General features: G+C 68.7%; 17 protein-coding genes. 11 read left to right on the top strand and 6 right to left on the bottom strand.

Annotated elements, in window-relative coordinates; translation table 11 throughout:
* Positions 1-99: 99 nt before the first annotated feature.
* The 4 genes from V9K99_RS01320 to V9K99_RS01335 are packed head-to-tail and all read right to left on the bottom strand — an operon-like array spanning position 100 to position 4,271.
* Positions 100-1,470, bottom strand: coding sequence for an NAD(P)(+) transhydrogenase (Re/Si-specific) subunit beta (locus tag V9K99_RS01320; RefSeq protein WP_337003053.1), 1,371 nt, complete (start codon positions 1,468-1,470; stop codon positions 100-102).
* Complete coding sequence (locus V9K99_RS01325) at positions 1,467-1,772, bottom strand: NAD(P) transhydrogenase subunit alpha (protein WP_337003051.1); 306 nt, start codon at positions 1,770-1,772, stop codon at positions 1,467-1,469. Before V9K99_RS01325 ends, V9K99_RS01320 begins: the two co-directional genes overlap by 4 nt.
* A complete protein-coding gene (locus V9K99_RS01330; protein ID WP_337003049.1) occupies positions 1,769-2,893 on the bottom strand; it encodes an NAD(P) transhydrogenase subunit alpha in 1,125 nt (374 codons plus the stop codon). Before V9K99_RS01330 ends, V9K99_RS01325 begins: the two co-directional genes overlap by 4 nt.
* A gap of 43 nt (positions 2,894-2,936) precedes the next feature.
* Positions 2,937-4,271, bottom strand: coding sequence for a dipeptidase (locus V9K99_RS01335; RefSeq protein WP_337003047.1), 1,335 nt, complete (start codon positions 4,269-4,271; stop codon positions 2,937-2,939).
* Positions 4,272-4,392: 121 nt separating this feature from the next.
* Between V9K99_RS01335 and V9K99_RS01340 the strand changes: the two genes are divergently transcribed.
* Positions 4,393-5,334 (top strand): hypothetical protein, encoded by a 942-nt coding sequence (locus tag V9K99_RS01340; protein WP_337003045.1) that lies wholly within the window; start codon positions 4,393-4,395, stop codon positions 5,332-5,334.
* Here V9K99_RS01340 and V9K99_RS01345 read toward each other — a convergent pair.
* Positions 5,331-6,767, bottom strand: coding sequence for a serine/threonine-protein kinase (locus V9K99_RS01345; RefSeq protein ID WP_337003043.1), 1,437 nt, complete (start codon positions 6,765-6,767; stop codon positions 5,331-5,333). The two genes, V9K99_RS01340 and V9K99_RS01345, sit on opposite strands and share 4 nt — an antisense overlap.
* Positions 6,768-6,893: 126 nt before the next feature.
* Here V9K99_RS01345 and V9K99_RS01350 point away from each other — a divergent pair, with 126 nt between their 5' ends.
* The 5 genes from V9K99_RS01350 (at position 6,894) to V9K99_RS01370 (ending at position 11,794) form a co-directional block, all read left to right on the top strand.
* Positions 6,894-8,090: a hypothetical protein gene (locus tag V9K99_RS01350; RefSeq protein WP_337003042.1), complete on the top strand. Its 1,197-nt coding sequence runs from the start codon at positions 6,894-6,896 to the stop codon at positions 8,088-8,090.
* Between the two features lie 75 nt (positions 8,091-8,165).
* Positions 8,166-8,903, top strand: coding sequence for a metallophosphoesterase family protein (locus V9K99_RS01355; RefSeq protein WP_337003040.1), 738 nt, complete (start codon positions 8,166-8,168; stop codon positions 8,901-8,903).
* 17 nt (positions 8,904-8,920) lie between these two features.
* Positions 8,921-10,054: a histidine kinase gene (locus V9K99_RS01360; RefSeq protein WP_337003038.1), complete on the top strand. Its 1,134-nt coding sequence runs from the start codon at positions 8,921-8,923 to the stop codon at positions 10,052-10,054.
* A gap of 169 nt (positions 10,055-10,223) precedes the next feature.
* Complete coding sequence (gene fdhA / locus V9K99_RS01365; protein ID WP_337323616.1) at positions 10,224-11,468, top strand: formaldehyde dehydrogenase, glutathione-independent; 1,245 nt, start codon at positions 10,224-10,226, stop codon at positions 11,466-11,468.
* A gap of 134 nt (positions 11,469-11,602) precedes the next feature.
* The gene (locus V9K99_RS01370; protein ID WP_337003033.1) at positions 11,603-11,794 is read left to right on the top strand and encodes a hypothetical protein; all 192 of its coding nucleotides are present in this window, start codon (positions 11,603-11,605) and stop codon (positions 11,792-11,794) included.
* 10 nt (positions 11,795-11,804) lie between these two features.
* Here V9K99_RS01370 and V9K99_RS01375 read toward each other — a convergent pair whose 3' ends face one another.
* Positions 11,805-12,755 (bottom strand): aldo/keto reductase, encoded by a 951-nt coding sequence (locus V9K99_RS01375; protein WP_337003031.1) that lies wholly within the window; start codon positions 12,753-12,755, stop codon positions 11,805-11,807.
* A gap of 62 nt (positions 12,756-12,817) precedes the next feature.
* On the opposite strand from V9K99_RS01375, the gene V9K99_RS01380 reads away from it, so the two are divergent.
* From V9K99_RS01380 to V9K99_RS01400, 5 genes are all read left to right on the top strand, one after another.
* Entirely contained in the window at positions 12,818-13,564 is a 747-nt protein-coding gene (locus V9K99_RS01380) for a LytR/AlgR family response regulator transcription factor (RefSeq protein WP_337003029.1), read from the top strand.
* Between the two features lies 1 nt (position 13,565).
* Entirely contained in the window at positions 13,566-13,958 is a 393-nt protein-coding gene (locus V9K99_RS01385) for a hypothetical protein (protein ID WP_337003027.1), read from the top strand.
* Positions 13,959-13,960: 2 nt separating this feature from the next.
* Positions 13,961-15,556, top strand: a complete 1,596-nt coding sequence (locus tag V9K99_RS01390) for a sodium/solute symporter (RefSeq protein WP_337003025.1) — start codon at positions 13,961-13,963, stop codon at positions 15,554-15,556.
* Between the two features lie 220 nt (positions 15,557-15,776).
* Positions 15,777-16,121, top strand: coding sequence for a DUF485 domain-containing protein (locus tag V9K99_RS01395; RefSeq protein WP_337003023.1), 345 nt, complete (start codon positions 15,777-15,779; stop codon positions 16,119-16,121).
* On the top strand, positions 16,118-17,764 hold the full coding sequence (locus V9K99_RS01400) for a solute symporter family protein (RefSeq protein WP_337003021.1): 1,647 nt from the start codon (positions 16,118-16,120) through the stop codon (positions 17,762-17,764). The genes V9K99_RS01395 and V9K99_RS01400 overlap by 4 nt, the downstream gene beginning before the upstream one ends.
* The last annotated feature ends 7 nt before the right edge of the window (positions 17,765-17,771 follow it).

Genomic DNA, 17,771 nt, shown 5'->3' on the forward strand with positions numbered 1-17,771 from the left:
ACCGCTGGCCGCCGTACCGGGCAGGAAGGTGCCAAACGCTTGCCATCGGCCTCTGGACGTGCTTTAGTCCGCGATCTTTAATGACATCGTCAGCATCGGTCAGATATTTTTGAGGGCGGCGAGGAGTTTGGTCAGGGAGTCCCTTGCGTCGCCGAACAGCAGGGTGGTTCGCGGGTCATAGAGGAGTTCGTTCTCGATTCCGGCGAAACCGGGGCGCATCGAACGTTTGAGGAAGATGACCCGGTGCGCCTCGTCGGCGTTCAGGATCGGCATGCCGTAGATCGGGGCGCTCGGCGTGTTGCGGGCCGCCGGGTTGACCACGTCGTTGGCGCCGACCACCAGGACGACATCGGTGGACTTGAAGTCGCCGTTGATGTCGTCCATCTCGCGCAACTGGTCGTACGGGACCTGCGCCTCGGCCAGCAGCACGTTCATGTGACCCGGCATCCGGCCGGCGACCGGGTGGATCGCGTAGTCGACCTTCACGCCGCGGCCCTGCAGTTCCTCGACCAGGTCCCGCAGAGTGTGCTGGGCCTGAGCGACCGCGAGGCCGTACCCGGGCACGATGATGACCTTGTTCGCGTACCCGAGCAGGATGGCGACGTCTTCCGCGCCGCCGGAGATGACCGGCCGCTCGGACGCCGTACCTCCGCCGAGGGTCGAGCCGCCGCGGACCGCGCCGAAGAGGATGTTGAAGACCGAGCGGCCCATCGCGTCGGCCATCAGCTTGGTCAGCAACGTACCGGCCGCGCCGACCAGGGTGCCGGCCACCAGCAGCAGCGTGTTGCCGAGCACGTAACCACCGGCCGCGACGGTCAGGCCGGTGAAGGCGTTCAGCAGCGAGATCACGATCGGTACGTCGGCGCCACCCACCGGCAGCACCAGCATCACGCCGACCGCGAGACCGACCAGGCAGAGCAGTACGCCGACCCAGACGCGCGGGTCGGAGACCAGCCAGCCGGCCAGGGCGATCCCGCCGATGACGGACGCGATGAAGAGCACCGGGAGACCGGGGAACGTCACCGGCCGGGTCGTCATCAGTTCCTGGAGCTTGGCGAACGTCACGATCGAGCCGGAGAAGCTGATCGCGCCGACCAGGACGGTGAACGCGGTCGCGATCGCGGCGATCGTCTGACCGTCGTGCACGTCGCCGAGCTCCATCAGCGCGACCAGGGCGGCCGCGCCACCGCCGACACCGTTGAACAGGGCAACGAGCTGCGGCATGTGGGTCATCTGCACCCGGCGTGACCCGACCACACCGCCGACGGTGCCGACGCCGAGCGCGATCAGGATCGGCGCCAGGTGATCGGGCTTGTAGGCGATGAAGGTGATCACCACGGCGAGGACCGCACCGGCCGCGCCGAGCGCGTTACCGGCCCGGGCGGACCGCGGCGACGACAGCGCCTTCAGCGCGACGATGAAACAGACCGCGGCGACCAGATACCCGATCTGCGCCCAGGTGGGGATCACTTCTGCAGCTCCTTCTTGCGCGCCCCCGGGCCTTTGAACATCTCCAGCATCCGGTCGGTGACCACGAACCCGCCGACCATGTTCACGGTCGCCAGTACGACGGCCAGCAGCCCGACGATCACCACGATCGCGGACTCGGCCTGACCGGTGACGATGATGGCGCCGACCAGGATGACGCCGTGGATCGCGTTCGCCCCGGACATCAGCGGGGTGTGCAGGGTCGAGGAGACCTTGCTGATCACCTCGACGCCGACGAACGCGGCCAGCACGAAAATCGTCAGCAGCGCGATGGACTCGGTCACGACAGCCTTCCTTCTAGCAGCTCGCGGGTCGGCTCGTGCAGCACGCTGCCGTCGTGGGTGACGCAGCAGCCGCGGACGATCTCGTCCTCGAAGTCAGGATCGAACGCCGCGTTGCGAGTCATCAACCGGATCAGGTTGGTGATGTTCTGACCGTAGAGCCGGCTGGCCGGTCCGGCCATCTGGCTCGGCACATTCGCACCGCCCCAGACCAGCGCGTCGCCGATGGTCAGCTCGGTACCGGCGACCGAGCCCTCGACGTTGCCGCCCTGCTCCGAGGCCAGGTCGACCACGACCGAACCGGGCTTCATCTGCTCGACCATCGACCGCGACACCAGCATCGGCGCGGTCCGGCCCGGTACGGAGGCTGTCGTGATCAGGGCGTCCGCGGCGGCGACGTACGGGGTGAGCAGCTCGCGCTGCAGCTGGGCCCGTTCCGGCGTCATCTCGCGGGCGTATCCGCCGGGACCGTCGAGGGTGCCGAGCTCCAGCTCGATCGGTACGGCGCCCATCGAGGCGATCTCCTCGGCGGCCGCCGTCCGGACGTCGTACGCCTTGACCACGGCGCCGAGGCGCTTGCAGGTCGCGATCGCCTGCAGGCCGGCCACACCGGCGCCGAGGACGAGGACCTGGGCCGGCGGGACCGTACCGGCCGCGGTCATGTTCAGCGGGAAGAAGCGCGGCAGCCGTTCGGCCGCGACGATCGCCGCGCGGTACCCGGCGACCAGGGCCTGCGAGGACAGCGCGTCCATCGACTGGGCCCGGGAGATCCGCGGGATCAGCTCCATCGCGAAGATGGTCAGCTTGGCCCGGGTTGCGGACCGGACCACATCCGGCGGGTTGGTCGGCAGGAACGACATCAGCGCCGTACCGGCGTGCAGCCGTTGCAGCCGCTCGCGTTCCAGCGGCTGCACCGACGCCACGATGGTGGCCGCGTGGTCCGCACCCCAGGCGACCTCGGCCCCGGCGTCGCGGTACTGCTCGTCGGAATACAGGGCCCGTTCGCCGGCGGCCGGCTCGACCGCCACCTCATAGCCGAGCTCGATGAGTTTCGCGACTTGTTCCGGCACCAGCGCGACCCGGCGCTCGGCCGGTCTGGTCTCCCGTACGACTGCGATCTTCACTCGCCGAAACCTATGCCAAACACTGGGTCGCCGGAAAGCCCGATCACGCTTGCTTGGCCAGGTTCTGCAACAGCAGGGCCTCGGCCAGGCAGACCTTGCGGAATTCGGCCAGGTGCAGGCCCTCGTCGATCCCGTGTGCGCGGGTGTCCGGATCCTCCACGCCGGTGACCAGGATCGAGGCCTGCGGGAAGGTCTGCTGGAACTCGGCGATGAACGGGATCGACCCGCCCATGCCCATGTCGATCGGCTCCACACCCCACGCGGTCTGGAAGGCCGCCCGGGCCGCTTCGTACCCGGCACCGCGCGCGTTCACGCTGCACGGCTGACCGGTCTGACCCTCGGTCACGGTCACCTGCGCACCCCACGGAGCGTTCTGCTCCAGGTGCTCGCGCAGCGCCGCGCTCGCCTTGATCGCGTCGTCGCCGGGCGCGACCCGCAGGCTCACCTTGGCGCGCGCGACCGGGACCAGGGTATTGCTGGCGTCGGCGACGGCCGGTGCGTCGATGGCCAGTACGGCGATCGCCGGGCGGGTCCACAGCCGGTCGACCAGCGAACCCGAACCGGTCAGCCGGACCGAGTCCAGTACGCCCGACTCGGCGCGCAGCCGGTCCTCCGGATAGTCCACGTCCGCCGCCCGGGAAGCGTGCAGCCCGTCCACCGCGACGTCACCCTTGTCGTCGTGCAGGGTGGCGAGCAGCCGGCACAAGGTCGTCAGCGCGTCCGGGATCGGGCCGCCGAACAGGCCGGAGTGGACCGCGTGATCCAGCGTCCGCACCTCGACGTACGCCTCGACCAGACCGCGCAGCGACACGGTCAGGGCCGGCCGGCCGATGTCCCAGTTACCGGAGTCGGCGATCACGATCGCGTCGGCGGCCAGCTCGGCGGAGTACTCGTCCAGCAGCTGCAGCAGGGTCGGCGAGCCGATCTCCTCCTCGCCCTCGACGAACACCGTCACGCCCACCGGCAGATCGTTGCCAAAGGCCCGTACGGCGGCCAGATGGGCGGCGATCCCGGCCTTGTCGTCGGCCGCGCCCCGGCCGTACAACCGGTCGCCGCGCTCGGTCGGCACGAACGGGTCCGACGTCCACTGCTCGACCGCACCGGTCGGCTGTACGTCGTGATGCGCGTAGAGCAGCACGGTCGGCATCCCGGCCGGCGCGGGCTTCTTCGCGATGACCGCCGGTGCGCCGTCGCCGGCGCGGACGATCTTCACCGTGAATCCCTCGGCCTCGAACAGCGCCGCGGTCGCCTCGGCGGAGCGCTGGACGTCGGCCGCGCGGGCCGGTTCGTAGCTGACCGACGGGATCCGGATGAGGTCCTCGAGGTCGGCACGGACGCTGGGCAGAACGCGGTCGATCGCCGCGGACAGATCGGTCATGCGCCTACCGTACGGCGTCTGTTCTCAGGACCGACGCCCAGTTCACCCTCGCGCGTTACTCATTGGCGATCTACTCTGAAATTCTCGTAGGTTTCCGCCCAACCGAAGAGGATCTCTCACCATGGCCAGACGCCCACTCGCCATCCTGACCGCCCTGATCACCTCCGCCGCCGCGCTCACCGCCGTACTACCTGCCAGTGCCGCGATCACTTGTGACACCGCCACCAGCGGCGGCTCGACCTTCTACGACGGACCGTCCGCCTCCTACAAGTACGACGCCCGGTTCAGCAACAGCGCGAGCATCCCCAACCTGAGCACGCACACCCCGCAAGGCGCCGCCACTTGGTACAACTGGGACGGCTCCGGCGCGAACCTGCTGCTGGTCGCCTCCTACCGCGACGGCGCCGACTCGCAGATCTACGGCATCAACCCGTCCACCGGCGCCACCGTCGGTGTGGTCGCCATCGCCGAGTCGCACGTCGGCGGCATCACGGTCAGCAAGGGCTGGGCGTTCGTGTCCGGACAGGGCAGCAGCATCCGCAAGTACAGCCTGACCGCGTTGCGGGATGCGATGAAGGCCGCTGGTACGCCGTACCTCACGCAGGTCGGGACGGCGCGAGACGTGGCCGCCTCGTCGTTCATCGGTAGCTATGGCGACTCGCTGTTCTCCGGGTCGTTCAACGCGGACGGCCGCGGGGTCATGTACGAGTACAAGATCGCGACCGACGGGACACTGACCACGGTCGCCGGTGCGTGGGAGGTACCGACCAAGACACAGGGTCTGACGGTGACCGCCAACCACTTCATCTACAGCACGTCGTACGGACGGGGAAATCGCAGCAACCTCTATGTGGTCAAGCGCGGCCAGAAGGATCTGGACGCGGCGGCCCTGAGCTGCTTCCGGGCCCCGAGCATGACCGAGGGCATCACCGAGTACAACGGCACCGCGTACCTGGTCTACGAGTCCGCCTCACACCTCTACGGCTCCGACCCCGCCACCCTCAACGTCATCCCCCGCCTGCACAAGGCATCCATCACGTCCCTGACGTCCCTGGTGCCTTAACCGCCTGGGGGGACATACGACGCCGAGTCCAGGACCTGCTGCCTTCGAACGGCGTTGTCCTCACGCACCTGGACCTGCAACTGCTTGCCGCCGGGGTACTGGATGAACCGCTCGAGAACCGTGTGCGCGTTCGAGCAGGTGTAGCGGAAAATGACCGCCTGCCGATCATCGACCACCTGCTCCTCGCCTGGGATCGCGTTGCAACCGGGCGGGGGTGTGGTGGTCTTCGGCAGGGTGGTTCCACTGAGGACGCCCACGTAGACACCGTCGGCTTCAGTGGATTTGCCCCAGTCGGCTGTGCTGGTGCTGACCAGCAACGCCGGTCCGTCCGCGCGCTCCGCCTTCTGCGACCAGTCGCGCGGCACTTCGACAGAGAGCGAGTTGTACTCCACCTTTACCGGGCGGGTGAGGACTAGTTCGTAGCCGGCGTAGCCGCCGCCGGTTGCGAGGAGGACGGCGGCGAGGGCGGCGATGATGCGGGAGCGGGTGCGCCGGCGCGGGGGTACCGCGACCGTTGACAGGTTGGCGCTGGCCAGGGCGGTGGCCTGGTCGACGTTGCCTGGGGGTGCGGTCGGGGTGGGCATCTCGGCGGCAGGCACCAGACCGGGTGGGATCTTGCCGGTCGTGTGGGCCTCTCGCAGTGCGTTGAGGAAGCTGTCCAGGTCCGGCCACCGCTTGTCCCGGTCCGGCTCGAGCGCACGTCGTACGACGACATCGATCGCGTCTGGGATGTCCGCGCGGAGAGTCGTCATCGACGGCGGCGGTGACTCGATCTGCATCACCGCACCGAGGCTGGCCACGCCGTGCGGTGCCTGGCCGGTGAAGGCGGCGTACGCGACCGCACCAAGGGAGTAGAGGTCTGCCCGCTGGTCCAGGCGTTCACCTCGCACCTGCTCCGGCGCGACGTACGATGGGGTGCCGCCGGGCATGGTGATCCGCGAGACCTCGGCGAGGGACTTGCCCAGCCCCAGGTCGGACAGCATGGCGCGGTCGGCCGGCGGCTCGGTCCGGAACAGGACGTTGGCCGGCTTCACGTCCCGGTGCAGGACGCCGCGAGCGTGCAGGTGCTTGAGGCCCTTGCCGACCTCGGTGATGATCCGGACCGCCTCGGCGAACTCCAACGGACCGGCCTTGATCCGCTCCGCCAGCGTGCCGCCGTCGGCATAGGTGAGGACCATGTACGGGCGGCCGTCCTCGGTCTCCCCGATGTCATGGACACCGACGACGTACAGCGAGTCGACCTTGCGGAGGAACCGGCCCTCGGCCAGGAACCGGCGCCGGACGTCCTCGTCCTCGATCCAGTTGTCGGAGAGGATCTTGACCGCGACCTCGGCGTCCAGCTGCTCGTCCCGCGCCAGCCAAACCGTCGCGAAACCACCGGCACCGACCCGGCGGACCAGGGCGTACCGGCCGATCCGCTCTGGCTGGTCCATGGCGCAATTATGCTCGATACCTCGTGCCACTCGAACAAATGGGCAGATCCGGGCGTCTCAAGCTGATAGAAGACGTGTGGCGACCGCTGGCGAGGTCAGGGGTCGGAGGGTGTTAGGAGACCGCTCATGCGGCGCACGAACAGACGACTGATCATCCTGGTCGCAGCGGTCGCGGTCGCCGCCGTCGCGATCGGCGGCGCCTTCGCCTACCGCCAGGGCCCCGAGAAGGCCCAAGCCGACGCCGCACCGCTGTCCGGCACCTCCTCGACCACCCCAAGCACCACGCCAACGCCGTCGAAGACCCCAACCACGGCCAAGCCGACCCCGACCCCGACGCCGACCAGGGCCCCAGCGACGTCCACCGGCCCGGTCAAGGTCACGGTGGACATCAACAAGCTCGCCCAGGGCCGCGAACCCGCGATCCCGTACCTGGTCGGCCGCGAGGTCCGCGGCGGCGCAGGCAGTCCGCTCAAGATCCCCGGCACCGGCGGCATCATCGCGATCGGCCGGCTGGAGACCGACGTACTGGCCGCGGTCACGAAGGGCGACTCGGGGACCGAACTGCTCAGAGTCAGCAGCACCGGCGAGGTCCGCCGGACCCCGGACGTGTCCTCGCTGGTGACGAAGACCGACCAGTCCGCGGCGGCCTACGCGGCGGCACGGCCCAGCTGGCTCGGGGCGCAGGAGCAAGGCGGCGTCGTCTACGCCGAGGACCTGGGCGAGGACGGCTTCCTGAAGTCCCTGAAGCTTCCGGACGCGTGGAACCTGCAGGTCCTCGCCTACGTGGACGACAAGGTCTACTACCGCGCGGACAACGACGACACCGGTGCGTGGAAGCTGTACAGCTGGGTGCCCGGTGCGGCGAAGCCCACGCTGGTGAAGACGGTCACCTCGCCGTCGGCCGTGTCGAGGGACGGCCGGGTGGCCTCCTCGGTGAACCTGATCAACGACGGCGGCAGCTGCTCCTCGATCGTCGAGGTCGCCTCCGGCACGCAGTTCTCGCGAACCTGCGACTACTGGATCACCGGATTCACCCCGGACACCCGGACCGCGGTGGGCGGACCGGCGTACGGCGACGGCTACTGCAACCAGGTCCAGGCCGCGGTGGACAGCCGGACCGGCAAGCTGGTCCGTGAGTGGAACGGCTGCTTCCACCGGATCGCCGCCGAGGACGACCAGCACGTCCTGATCGTTGCCGTCGGCAAGGGCCAGGGCGAGGAGACCGGAGTCGAGCGCGCGATCATCCGCTGCAACCTCGCCACCGGCGGCTGCGAACTCGCCACCCCGATCACCGTCGACAAATCCACCGAGATCGGCACCTGACTGCTCATCGCCGGCTGATGTCTGCCCGCAGCTAAGAACCCTGACGTCCGGGACCGCCGGCGGCAGACTGAACTCATGGACCGGGTTGCCGTGCTTGCGGATGTTCATGGGGTGCTGCCTGCGCTGGAGGCCGTGTTGGCGGAGGGGGATGTGCGGGCGGCTGATGTGATCGTGCTGGCGGGGGATATTGCCAGCGGGCCTCAGCCGGTGGAGACGCTGGATCTGTTGAGGTCGTTGGGTGAGCGGGTGGTCTGGGTTCGGGGGAATGCGGATCGGGAGCTGGTGGAGATGGCTCGGGGGAAGTTCGAGCAGGAGCCGCCTGATGCCGTCAGCCCGTGGGCGGCGCGGGAGCTGCGGGCGGATCAGGTGGAGTTGCTGGCGTCGTTGCCCACCACTGTGACCATCGGGGAGGTGCTGTATTGCCACGCGACTCCGAGGGATGACGAGGAGATGGTGTTGGTGGACAGTCCGATCTCGCGGTGGGCTCAGGTGTTCGGTGGGCTGCCGGACGAGGTCAGGACGGTTGTTTGTGGGCACACGCATATGCCGTTCGCACGGCAGGTTGATCGGCGGTTGGTGGTGAACGCCGGCAGTGTTGGGATGCCGTACGGCGCTCCTGGCCCCAGCTGGGCTCTGGTGACGCCGGAGGGGGTCCAGTTACGGCGGTCAGCCCTGGACAGTACGAAGGCTGCCGAGCGGATCGTCGCGGAGTCGTCGTACGCCGGCCGGGAGGCCTGGGTGGCCGAATACATGCTGTCCAACTACTCCGACACAGAGGCTCTGGAGGCGTTCAGGCCGCGTGCGGAGGGCTGACCGGCTACCGTCGACACGTGTTCGCACGACGGCGGAAGCATTTCGGGACTCTGGCTGACAAGGCGACGTACGCGACTCTGCATACCGCCTCGCTGGCTACTCCGCACCTGCGCGAGGGCCTGACCCCCGCCGCGGCCGGCAAGGCGAGCCGCCACCTCAGGGACCTCCTCGGTACGGCGGCCATCGCGATCTGCGACTCGTCCGGCGTACTGGCGTGGGACGGGGTCGGTGGACCGTACGAGAGCAACCACCGGGGCGATGCGAAGGCTCTCGCCGCTCCCACGCTCCGCACCGGGCGTACGGCGGTGCTCGGAGCGCACGACGTGGCCTGTGGCGATCCACAGTGTCCGATCCGTACGGCGGTGGTCGCCCCGATCGTGACCGAGGAGCGCGTGGTCGCCGTACTGGTCGCGTACAGCATCCGGTCGTCGGCCGCACTGGTCAGAGCGACCGAGGAGGTCGCCCGCTGGGTGTCCGGCCAGGTGGAGCTGGCCGAGCTCAACAAGGAGCGCACCCGGGCGATGGAGGCCGAGTTGCGGGCGCTGCGGGCGCAGATCAGCCCGCACTTCATCTACAACGCGCTGGCCGCGATCGCGTCGTTCGTGCGGACCGACCCGGCGCGAGCGCGTGAGCTGCTGCTGGAGTTCGCGGACTTCTCCAGGTACGCGTTGAGACGCGGCGGCGAATTCACCACGCTGGCCGACGAGTTGCGGAACGTGGAGCGGTACCTGGTGCTCGAGCAGGCCCGGTTCGGGGACCGGCTGAAGGTGTCGCTGCTGATCGCGCCCGAAGTGCTCCCGGTGGTCATTCCGTTCCTCGTCGTACAGCCGCTGGTGGAGAACGCCGTACGGCACGGACTGGAGGGCACCACCGGGGTCGGCCGGATCACCATCCGCGCCCGGGACCGGATCAACGAGGCCGAGATCAGCGTGGAGGACGACGGCGCCGGCAGCGACCCCGAGGTGATCCGGGCCGCGCTGTCCGGTGAGTCGGGCAGCGACTCGGTCGGCCTCGGCAATGTGGACGCCCGGCTCCGGCAGGTGTACGGCGATGCCTACGGCCTGGTCGTGGAGACCGCCGTCGACGCGGGCACGAAGGTCACCTTCCGGGTGCCCAAATACTCCTCTGGAGTACACGCTGTCTCGCGTTGACGGTGATGGTGGCGCGAACTAGCGTCGGCAGCAATCCCCCGACGGCATTGCGGCATCGCTGCCGGAACGGGATTCACCTGGGCGGGGCAGGCGACGACTGGATCGCCTTCTCAGGGGGCGATCGCGGCCCGCGGTAAGCGGTTTTCGCACAGCTCCACGGCGTTCTGCGGTGGAGCCTGCTGGAGAGGAGCAGTTGCTCGTGCCAGGCAACAGGGCAGTGATTTACAAGGGCCCAGGCGACGTGGCGGTCGAGACGATCGACTACCCGAGTCTGGAGCTCAAGGACGGTCCCGGGGTCAACCCCGCGAACGTGGGTCGGCAGATTCCGCACGGGGCGATCCTCAAGGTGGTGGCCAGCAACATCTGCGGCAGCGACCAGCACATGGTCCGCGGCCGGACCACAGCACCGTCGGGGCTCGCACTCGGCCACGAGATCACCGGTGAGGTGGCGGAGGTCGGCCGGGACGTCGAGTTCATCAAGGTCGGCGACCTCGTGTCGGTCCCGTTCAACATCGCCTGCGGGCGGTGCATCAACTGCAAGGAGGGCAAGACCGGCGTCTGCCTGAACGTGAACCCGGACCGGCCGGGGTCGGCGTACGGGTATGTCGACATGGGCGGCTGGGTCGGCGGCCAGGCGGAGTACGCGCTGGTGCCGTACGCCGACTGGAACCTGCTGAAGTTCCCCGACAAGGACCAGGCGCTCGAGAAGATCCGCGACCTGGCGATGCTGTCGGACATCTTCCCGACCGGGTACCACGGTGCCGTCACGGCCGGCGTCGGGACCGGTTCGACCGTCTACGTCGCGGGCGCGGGGCCGGTCGGCCTGGCCGCGGCCACGTCGGCGTTCCTGCTCGGCGCGGCGGTCGTCATCGTGGCCGACCTGCAGAAGGAACGGCTGGAGCAGGCGCGCAGTTTCGGCTGCGAGACGATCGACGTGTCGGAGGGCGATCCGAGGGACCAGATCGAACGGATCCTCGGTGTGCCGGAGGTCGACAGCGCGATCGACGCGGTCGGGTTCGAGGCACACGGCCACGGCAGCGACGCCCGGACCGAGCGTCCCGCGACCGTGCTGAACGCGGTCATGGACGTCACCCGGGCCGGCGGTGCGGTCGGTATCCCCGGCCTCTACGTCACCGGCGATCCCGGTGCGAGCGACGAGGCCGCGAAGACCGGGTCGCTGTCGATCCGGCTGGGCCTCGGCTGGGCCAAGTCGCTGTCGTTCACCACCGGGCAGTGCCCGGTCATGCGGTACAACCGCCAGTTGATGCAGGCGATCCTGCACGACCGGACGCAGATCGCGAAGAACGTGAACGCCACGGTCATTCCACTGGACGAGGCGCCGCAGGGGTACAGCCAGTTCGACCAGGGCGCGGCCCGCAAGTACGTGCTCGACCCGCACGGCTTGATCAAGTAACCGGACCGGACGACGGGAGCGGGGTCACGGCCCGGCTCCCGTCGCGCTGGTAGTCGTGACCACGGCGAAACGTGCCGGTAACAACGACCTGGCCATACTGCAGGGAAGGTAACCCGTCACGAGAGCGACCTTCCATGAGCAGTGACAGCCGGCTCGACCTCGAGTTCGCCTACACGGCGTACCAGGACTCCTGCCGAGACCTCTACTCGCCGTACTACTACTGTCGGCGTCCGCTCGGCCACGACGGCGTACATGCCGCGGGCTTCGGCTCGAGCCGACTCCGCTGGGAGCACCAGCCCGATCACGCCCCACACATGCTGTCCTGAGTCGTCGAGCTCACATGTCGGGCGCGGTGGCGCGGCTGAGCTCCTCGACTTCTGCCTCGTCCAGCGTGAAGGTGAGTGCTCCCGCGTTCTGAGCGGCTTGGTCCGCATTCTTGGCGCCGACGATCGGCAGTACGGCGTCCTGCTGGATCAGCCACCTTAAGGCGACCTGACTGGGAGTCCGGTCGTGGCGGTCGCCGATGTCGCGCAGCAGGTGGACCAGCTCCGCCAGGTTCTCGTAGCGGAAGGGGCTGCTGTGGCGCCGCCACCCTGTAGGTCGGGTGTCAGCCGAGTACTTGCCGGTGAGCGCCCCCGAAGCCAGCGGCATGTAGGCGATCAGGGTCACGCCCAGCTCCCGGCAGGCATCGAGAACGCCGTCCGTCTCCGGGCCGCGATGCAGCAGCGAGTACTGCACCTGGTTGGAGGCCAGCACCTGCCCACGACGGGCGAGTTCGGTATGGGCGGTGCGCATCTGTTCGACGCTGTAGTTGCTCACGCCCACCGCGCGGATCTTCCCCGCCTCGACGGCGTCTGCCATCAGGTTCATCAGCGTCGGGATCGACATCCACCGGAACGGGTAGTGGACCTGGTACAGGTCGATCGTCGTACGTCGCAGGCGGGCAAGGCTGGCGTCCAGCGTCGCCGGCAGACTGCTCGTCCGGGAGAGGAACCCGGACGGGAACTTGGTCGCCAGTACGACGTCCCGCCCCGCCGTCAGCTCACCGACCCGGCGCTCGGATGCACCCTTTCCGTACATCGCGGCGGTGTCGACGAAGTTCACCCCCGCGGCCAGGCTCACGTCGAGCGCCGCTCGCTGATCGTCAGCAGTGCTGGTCGGTCCGTAGACGTTGCGGGCGGGATTCCACCGCGGCGCGGTCGACATGTCGCCCCAGACCATCGCCCCGACGCCGAGCCGCGACACCCGGACGTCCGTCCGCCCCAGTGTCATCGATAGCTCGCTCATTCCGGGCACCCCTGGAAAAACAGTAGCTCCAATTCGCGATTGGCTGGCATTAGTGTGTGGGCATGGCCGACACTCCCCTGCGCGCGCTGGTCGCGGACGACGAGGAGCCCGCCCTGGCCGAGCTGGTGTACCTGCTGTCGCGGGACGACCGGATCGGCGAGATCCGGACCGCCTCGAACGGGCCGGAGGCGCTGAAGATCCTGCAGGCCGCCGACCTGGACGTGGTGTTCTGCGACATCAAGATGCCCGGCCTGGACGGGATCGACCTGGCCAAGGTGCTGTCCAAGTTCGCCAGCCGCCCGCAGATCGTCTTCGTCACCGCGTACGACGAACACGCGGTGGCGGCTTTCGAGCTCGAGGCGACCGACTACGTGATGAAACCGGTCCGGGCCGAGCGGCTGGCCGAAGCAGTCCGCCGAGTCGTCACCGTCGGCGCACCGGCCGCGCTGCAGAGTGCCGACGAGTCCGAGGACGAGGTCATCCCGGTCGAGTTGGCCGGCGTCACCCGGTTCGTCCAGCGCTCGACCGTCCGCTACGTCGAGGCGCAGGGCGACTACGCCCGCCTGCACACCGGGCAGAACTCGCACCTGGTCCGCATCCCGCTCAGCACGTTGGAGGAACGCTGGCGCGACGCGGGGTTCACCCGGATCCACCGCAGTACGTTGGTCGCCCTCGCGCACGTGGACGAGATGCGCGTCGACGGCGGCCGGTGCGCGGTCCGCGTCGGCGGGGACTGGCTTCCGGTCAGCCGTCGCCACACCCGCGAGCTCCGCGACCTCCTGGTCCGGTCGACGTCGCTGCGCGGCTGAGATGAGTACCCCCGACGAGCCCCGCGTTCCCCGGCGCGTGCGGATCACCAGCCCGCGCACCAGCGCGGCCCGTCGCCCGATCATCCCCACCGGCACCCGCGAGATCGACGAACAGACCAGGCTCGGCGAGGTCTACATGCACTCGCTGATCCAGTCCCAGCTCCGCCTCGCCCTCGCCGTCATCGGCGGTGCGGTCGTCGTCCTCGGCGGCATCCCACTCCTGTTCGCCCTCGTCCCGGCCACCCGCACGTTCGACGTACTCGGCCTGCCGCTGCCCTGGGTGATCCTCGGCATCGTGGTGTATCCGGTCGTGTACGTCGCCGCCCGCGTCTACGTCCGCAACGCCGAGCGGATCGAGACCGAGTTCACCGAGTTCGTGGGGCGGCAGGAGTAGAAATGTCGCCGGCAACGAGTTTGATCGGGATCGGGTTGGTGATCGTCGCGACCATCGGCATCGGTCTGTTCGGGCTGCGGATCTCCCGCACCACGAGCGACTTCTACGTCGCCAGCCGGGTCGTCACGCCGCGCTGGAACGCCTCCGCGATCAGTGGCGAATACTTGTCGGCGGCATCGTTCCTCGGCGTCGCCGGGTTGGTGCTGGTGAACGGCGCCGACATGCTCTGGTTCTCCGTCGGGTACACGGTCGGCTACCTGATGCTGCTCGTGCTCGTCGCCGCACCACTGCGCCGATCGGGTGCGTACACGTTGCCCGACTTCGCCGAGACCCGGTTCGAGTCGGCCGTCGTACGACGAATCTGCGCGGGTCTCGTGGTCGGCATCGGCACCCTCTACCTGCTGCCCCAGCTCCACGGTGCGGGCCTCACCGTGCAAACGGTGACCGGCGCACCACCCGATGTCGGCGCCGCGGTCGTCGCGGTGATCGTGGTGATCAACGTCGCGGCCGGCGGCATGCGCTCGATCACTTTCGTACAGGCCTTCCAGTACTGGCTGAAACTCACTGCTCTCGCGCTCCCGGTCTTCGTCATCCTGATCGCCTGGCGGTCCGCCGAGCATCCGGTCGGCGTCCTCGAGTCACTGCAGGGCGCGGGCGCGGAATGGGCCCAGCCGCTGTCCACCGCGGGCGGCCGGGACCATCCGCTGTACGCGACCTATTCGTTGCTCTTGGCCCTTTGTTTCGGAACGATGGGCCTGCCGCATGTGCTGGTCCGGTTCTACACGAACCCGGACGGACGGGCGGCACGTCGCACGACGGTCGTCGTACTGGCGCTGCTGGGGACGTTCTATCTGTTCCCGCCGATGTACGCGATCCTCGGCAGGACGTTTGCGGCGGACCTGGTCGGGAGTGGCGCGGATACCGTCGTACTGGAGCTGCCGGGGCGGATTTTCCCTGGTACAGCAGGGGATCTGCTCGGGGCACTGGTCGCGGCCGGGGCGTTCGCGGCCTTCCTGTCGACGTCGTCGGGGTTGACCGTCGCGATCGCGGGGGTGATCGACCAGGACCTGTTGCGGAGCAGGTTGCACCGATGGACCGGCGGGGACTACGTCGCAGTCAACAGCTTCCGGATCGCGGCGTTGCTGTCGATGTGCGTGCCGTACCTCGCGTTCCAGTTGACCGGGGCGCTGAGTCTGGCGGACACGGTCGGGCTGGCGTTCGCCGTGGCCGCGTCGACGTTCTGTCCCCTGCTGGTGCTGGGGATCTGGTGGCGGCGGATGTCGACGACCGGCGCCGCTGCCGGGCTGGTCGTCGGCGGGGTCGCGGCGAGTGCGGCGGCGCTGATCAACGTGATCGGCGGTCCGGAAAGCGGTTGGCCGCAGGCGCTCGTCGGTCAGCCGGCCGCGTGGACGATGCCGCTCGCGTTCATCACCGTGATCGTGGTGTCCAAGCTGACCCCGGACAAGATCCCGGCCGGCACCGCCCGCAGCATGGTCCGCCTGCACACCCCGGAGGCGGTCGACGTCGACCGAGGCCCCGGACCTGCAGCACTCACCAACCTCCCGCCCAACGCCCCGCCTGCGCCTCGGCGCACCTAGAGGCCGCCGGCCGCCGGACGTTGGTGAGCGGTGGCGGTCCGCCACTCGTCGCGCACTTCCTACCGCTCGTCGCAATGGCCGCCGCCATCGACCGCCTGATGGGTGCCGCTGAGCGCTCGGTGTGCGTGGGTGCTGTTGGCGCGGCGTGACGCCGACCACAGTACGGACCAGCAACCCCTGCCGGTCTCCGCCCGGCCTGATCCGTCTGGAGGTCCCGCGAATGAGCGATACCACGCGATCCGCGGGCGATCCGGAAGTGTCGACGTACCGAGATGTCCAGTTGTCCCCGGACTTCTCCGAGTTGCGTCGCCGGTTCCGGCGCTTCGTGTTCCCGATGACCGGCCTGTTCCTGGTCTGGTACTTCCTCTACGTCCTGCTCGCCGCCTACGCGCCCGGCTTCATGTCGTCGCGGATCGGCGGGAACATCAACGTCGCGCTGCTGTTCGGGCTCGGTCAGTTCGTCTCGACCTTCGCGATCACGATGATCTACGTCCGCTGGGCCGACAAGCAGGTCGACCCCGACGCCGAGAAGCTTCGCCACCAGATCGAGGGAGTTGACCAGTGAGCGCCCCCCTGCTGTTGCCACTGGCAACCGACATCGGCAACCCGACCGTCAACATCGCGATCTTCGCGCTGTTCGTGATCGCGACGCTGGCGATCGTGATCAAGGCCTCCCGGAACAACAAGACCGCGGCCGACTTCTACGCCGGCGGCCGGTCCTTCACCGGCCCGCAGAACGGCGTCGCGATCGCCGGTGACTACCTGTCCGCCGCGTCCTTCCTCGGCATCGCCGGTGCGATCGCCCTGAACGGGTACGACGGCTTCCTCTACTCGATCGGCTTCCTGGTGGCATGGCTGGTGGCCCTGCTGCTGGTCGCCGAGCTGCTCCGGAACACCGGCCGCTTCACGATGGCCGACGTACTCTCGTTCCGGCTCAAGCAGCGGCCGGTCCGGATGGCGGCCGCGATCTCGACCCTCGGCGTCTGCTTCTTCTACCTGCTGGCGCAGATGGCCGGCGCCGGGGGTCTGGTCGCCCTGCTGCTCGGTATCGACAGCCGGGCCGGGCAGAGCCTGGTGATCGCGGTGGTCGGCATCATCATGATCACCTACGTGCTGGTCGGCGGGATGAAGGGCACCACCTGGGTGCAGATCATCAAGGCCGTCCTGCTGGTGATCGGCGCCGGCATCATGACGCTGTGGGTGCTGGCGAAGTACACCTTCAACCTGTCCGGTCTGCTCGGTGCCGCCGTCGACAAGAGCCCGGCCGCCGGCGAGAAGCTGCTCAACCCGGGCCTGCAGTACGGCGCGACCGGTATCAGCAAGCTGGACTTCATCTCCCTGGCGCTGGCCCTGGTCCTCGGAACCGCTGGCCTGCCGCACGTGCTGATGCGGTTCTACACGGTGCCGAACTCCAAGGAGGCCCGCCGCAGTGTCAGCTGGGCGATCTGGATCATCGGCATCTTCTATCTGTTCACCCTGGTCCTCGGGTACGGCGCCGCCGCGCTGGTCGGACCGGACGCGATCCGGGCCGCTCCGGGCAAGGCGAACTCGGCCGCACCACTGCTGGCGTTCGAACTCGGCGGCGAGCTCCTGCTGGGCGTCATCTCCGCCGTCGCCTTCGCCACCATCCTGGCCGTGGTGGCCGGTCTGACCATCACCGCGAGTACGTCGTTCGCCCACGACGTCTACGGCCAGGTGATCAAGAAGGGCCAGGTCAACGCCGACGGCGAGGTCCGGGTCGCCCGGATCACCGCGCTGGTGATCGGTGCGGTCGCGATCATCGGCGGTATCTTCGCCAACGGTCAGAACATCGCCTTCCTGGTGGCGCTGGCGTTCGCGGTCGCGGCCAGTGCGAACCTGCCGACCATCCTGTACTCGCTGTTCTGGCGGCGGTTCAACACCCGCGGCGCGCTGTGGAGCATCTACGGCGGCCTGGGTTCGGCGATCATCCTGATCGCGTTCAGCCCGGTCGTCTCCGGCAAGGTGGACGCCAAGACCGGCAAGAGCCTGTCGATGATCACCGACACCGGGATCGACTTCCACTGGTTCCCGCTGGACAACCCCGGCATCGTCTCCATCCCGCTGGCCTTCCTGCTCGGCTGGCTCGGCACGGTCACCAGCAAGGAGCCGGTCGACGTCGACAGGTTCGCCGAGATGGAGGTCCGCTCCCTGACCGGCGCGGGCGCCGAGAAGGCGGTGCAGCACTAGTAGACCT

It is taken from the genome of Kribbella sp. CCNWLW201 (genome assembly GCF_037203805.1).
GTDB lineage: Bacteria > Actinomycetota > Actinomycetes > Propionibacteriales > Kribbellaceae > Kribbella.

Bases quoted from the DNA above. Each gene is read 5' to 3' on its own strand.
- V9K99_RS01335 (WP_337003047.1), bottom strand. From the start codon at position 4,271: ATGACCGATCTGTCCGCGGCGATCGACCGCGTTCTGCCCAGCGTCCGT.
- V9K99_RS01340 (WP_337003045.1), top strand. From the start codon at position 4,393: ATGGCCAGACGCCCACTCGCCATCCTGACCGCCCTGATCACCTCCGCC.
- V9K99_RS01345 (WP_337003043.1), bottom strand. From the start codon at position 6,767: ATGGACCAGCCAGAGCGGATCGGCCGGTACGCCCTGGTCCGCCGGGTC.
- V9K99_RS01350 (WP_337003042.1), top strand. From the start codon at position 6,894: ATGCGGCGCACGAACAGACGACTGATCATCCTGGTCGCAGCGGTCGCG.
- V9K99_RS01355 (WP_337003040.1), top strand. From the start codon at position 8,166: ATGGACCGGGTTGCCGTGCTTGCGGATGTTCATGGGGTGCTGCCTGCG.
- V9K99_RS01370 (WP_337003033.1), top strand. From the start codon at position 11,603: ATGAGCAGTGACAGCCGGCTCGACCTCGAGTTCGCCTACACGGCGTAC.
- V9K99_RS01375 (WP_337003031.1), bottom strand. From the start codon at position 12,755: ATGAGCGAGCTATCGATGACACTGGGGCGGACGGACGTCCGGGTGTCG.
- V9K99_RS01380 (WP_337003029.1), top strand. From the start codon at position 12,818: ATGGCCGACACTCCCCTGCGCGCGCTGGTCGCGGACGACGAGGAGCCC.
- V9K99_RS01385 (WP_337003027.1), top strand. From the start codon at position 13,566: ATGAGTACCCCCGACGAGCCCCGCGTTCCCCGGCGCGTGCGGATCACC.
- V9K99_RS01390 (WP_337003025.1), top strand. From the start codon at position 13,961: ATGTCGCCGGCAACGAGTTTGATCGGGATCGGGTTGGTGATCGTCGCG.
- V9K99_RS01395 (WP_337003023.1), top strand. From the start codon at position 15,777: ATGAGCGATACCACGCGATCCGCGGGCGATCCGGAAGTGTCGACGTAC.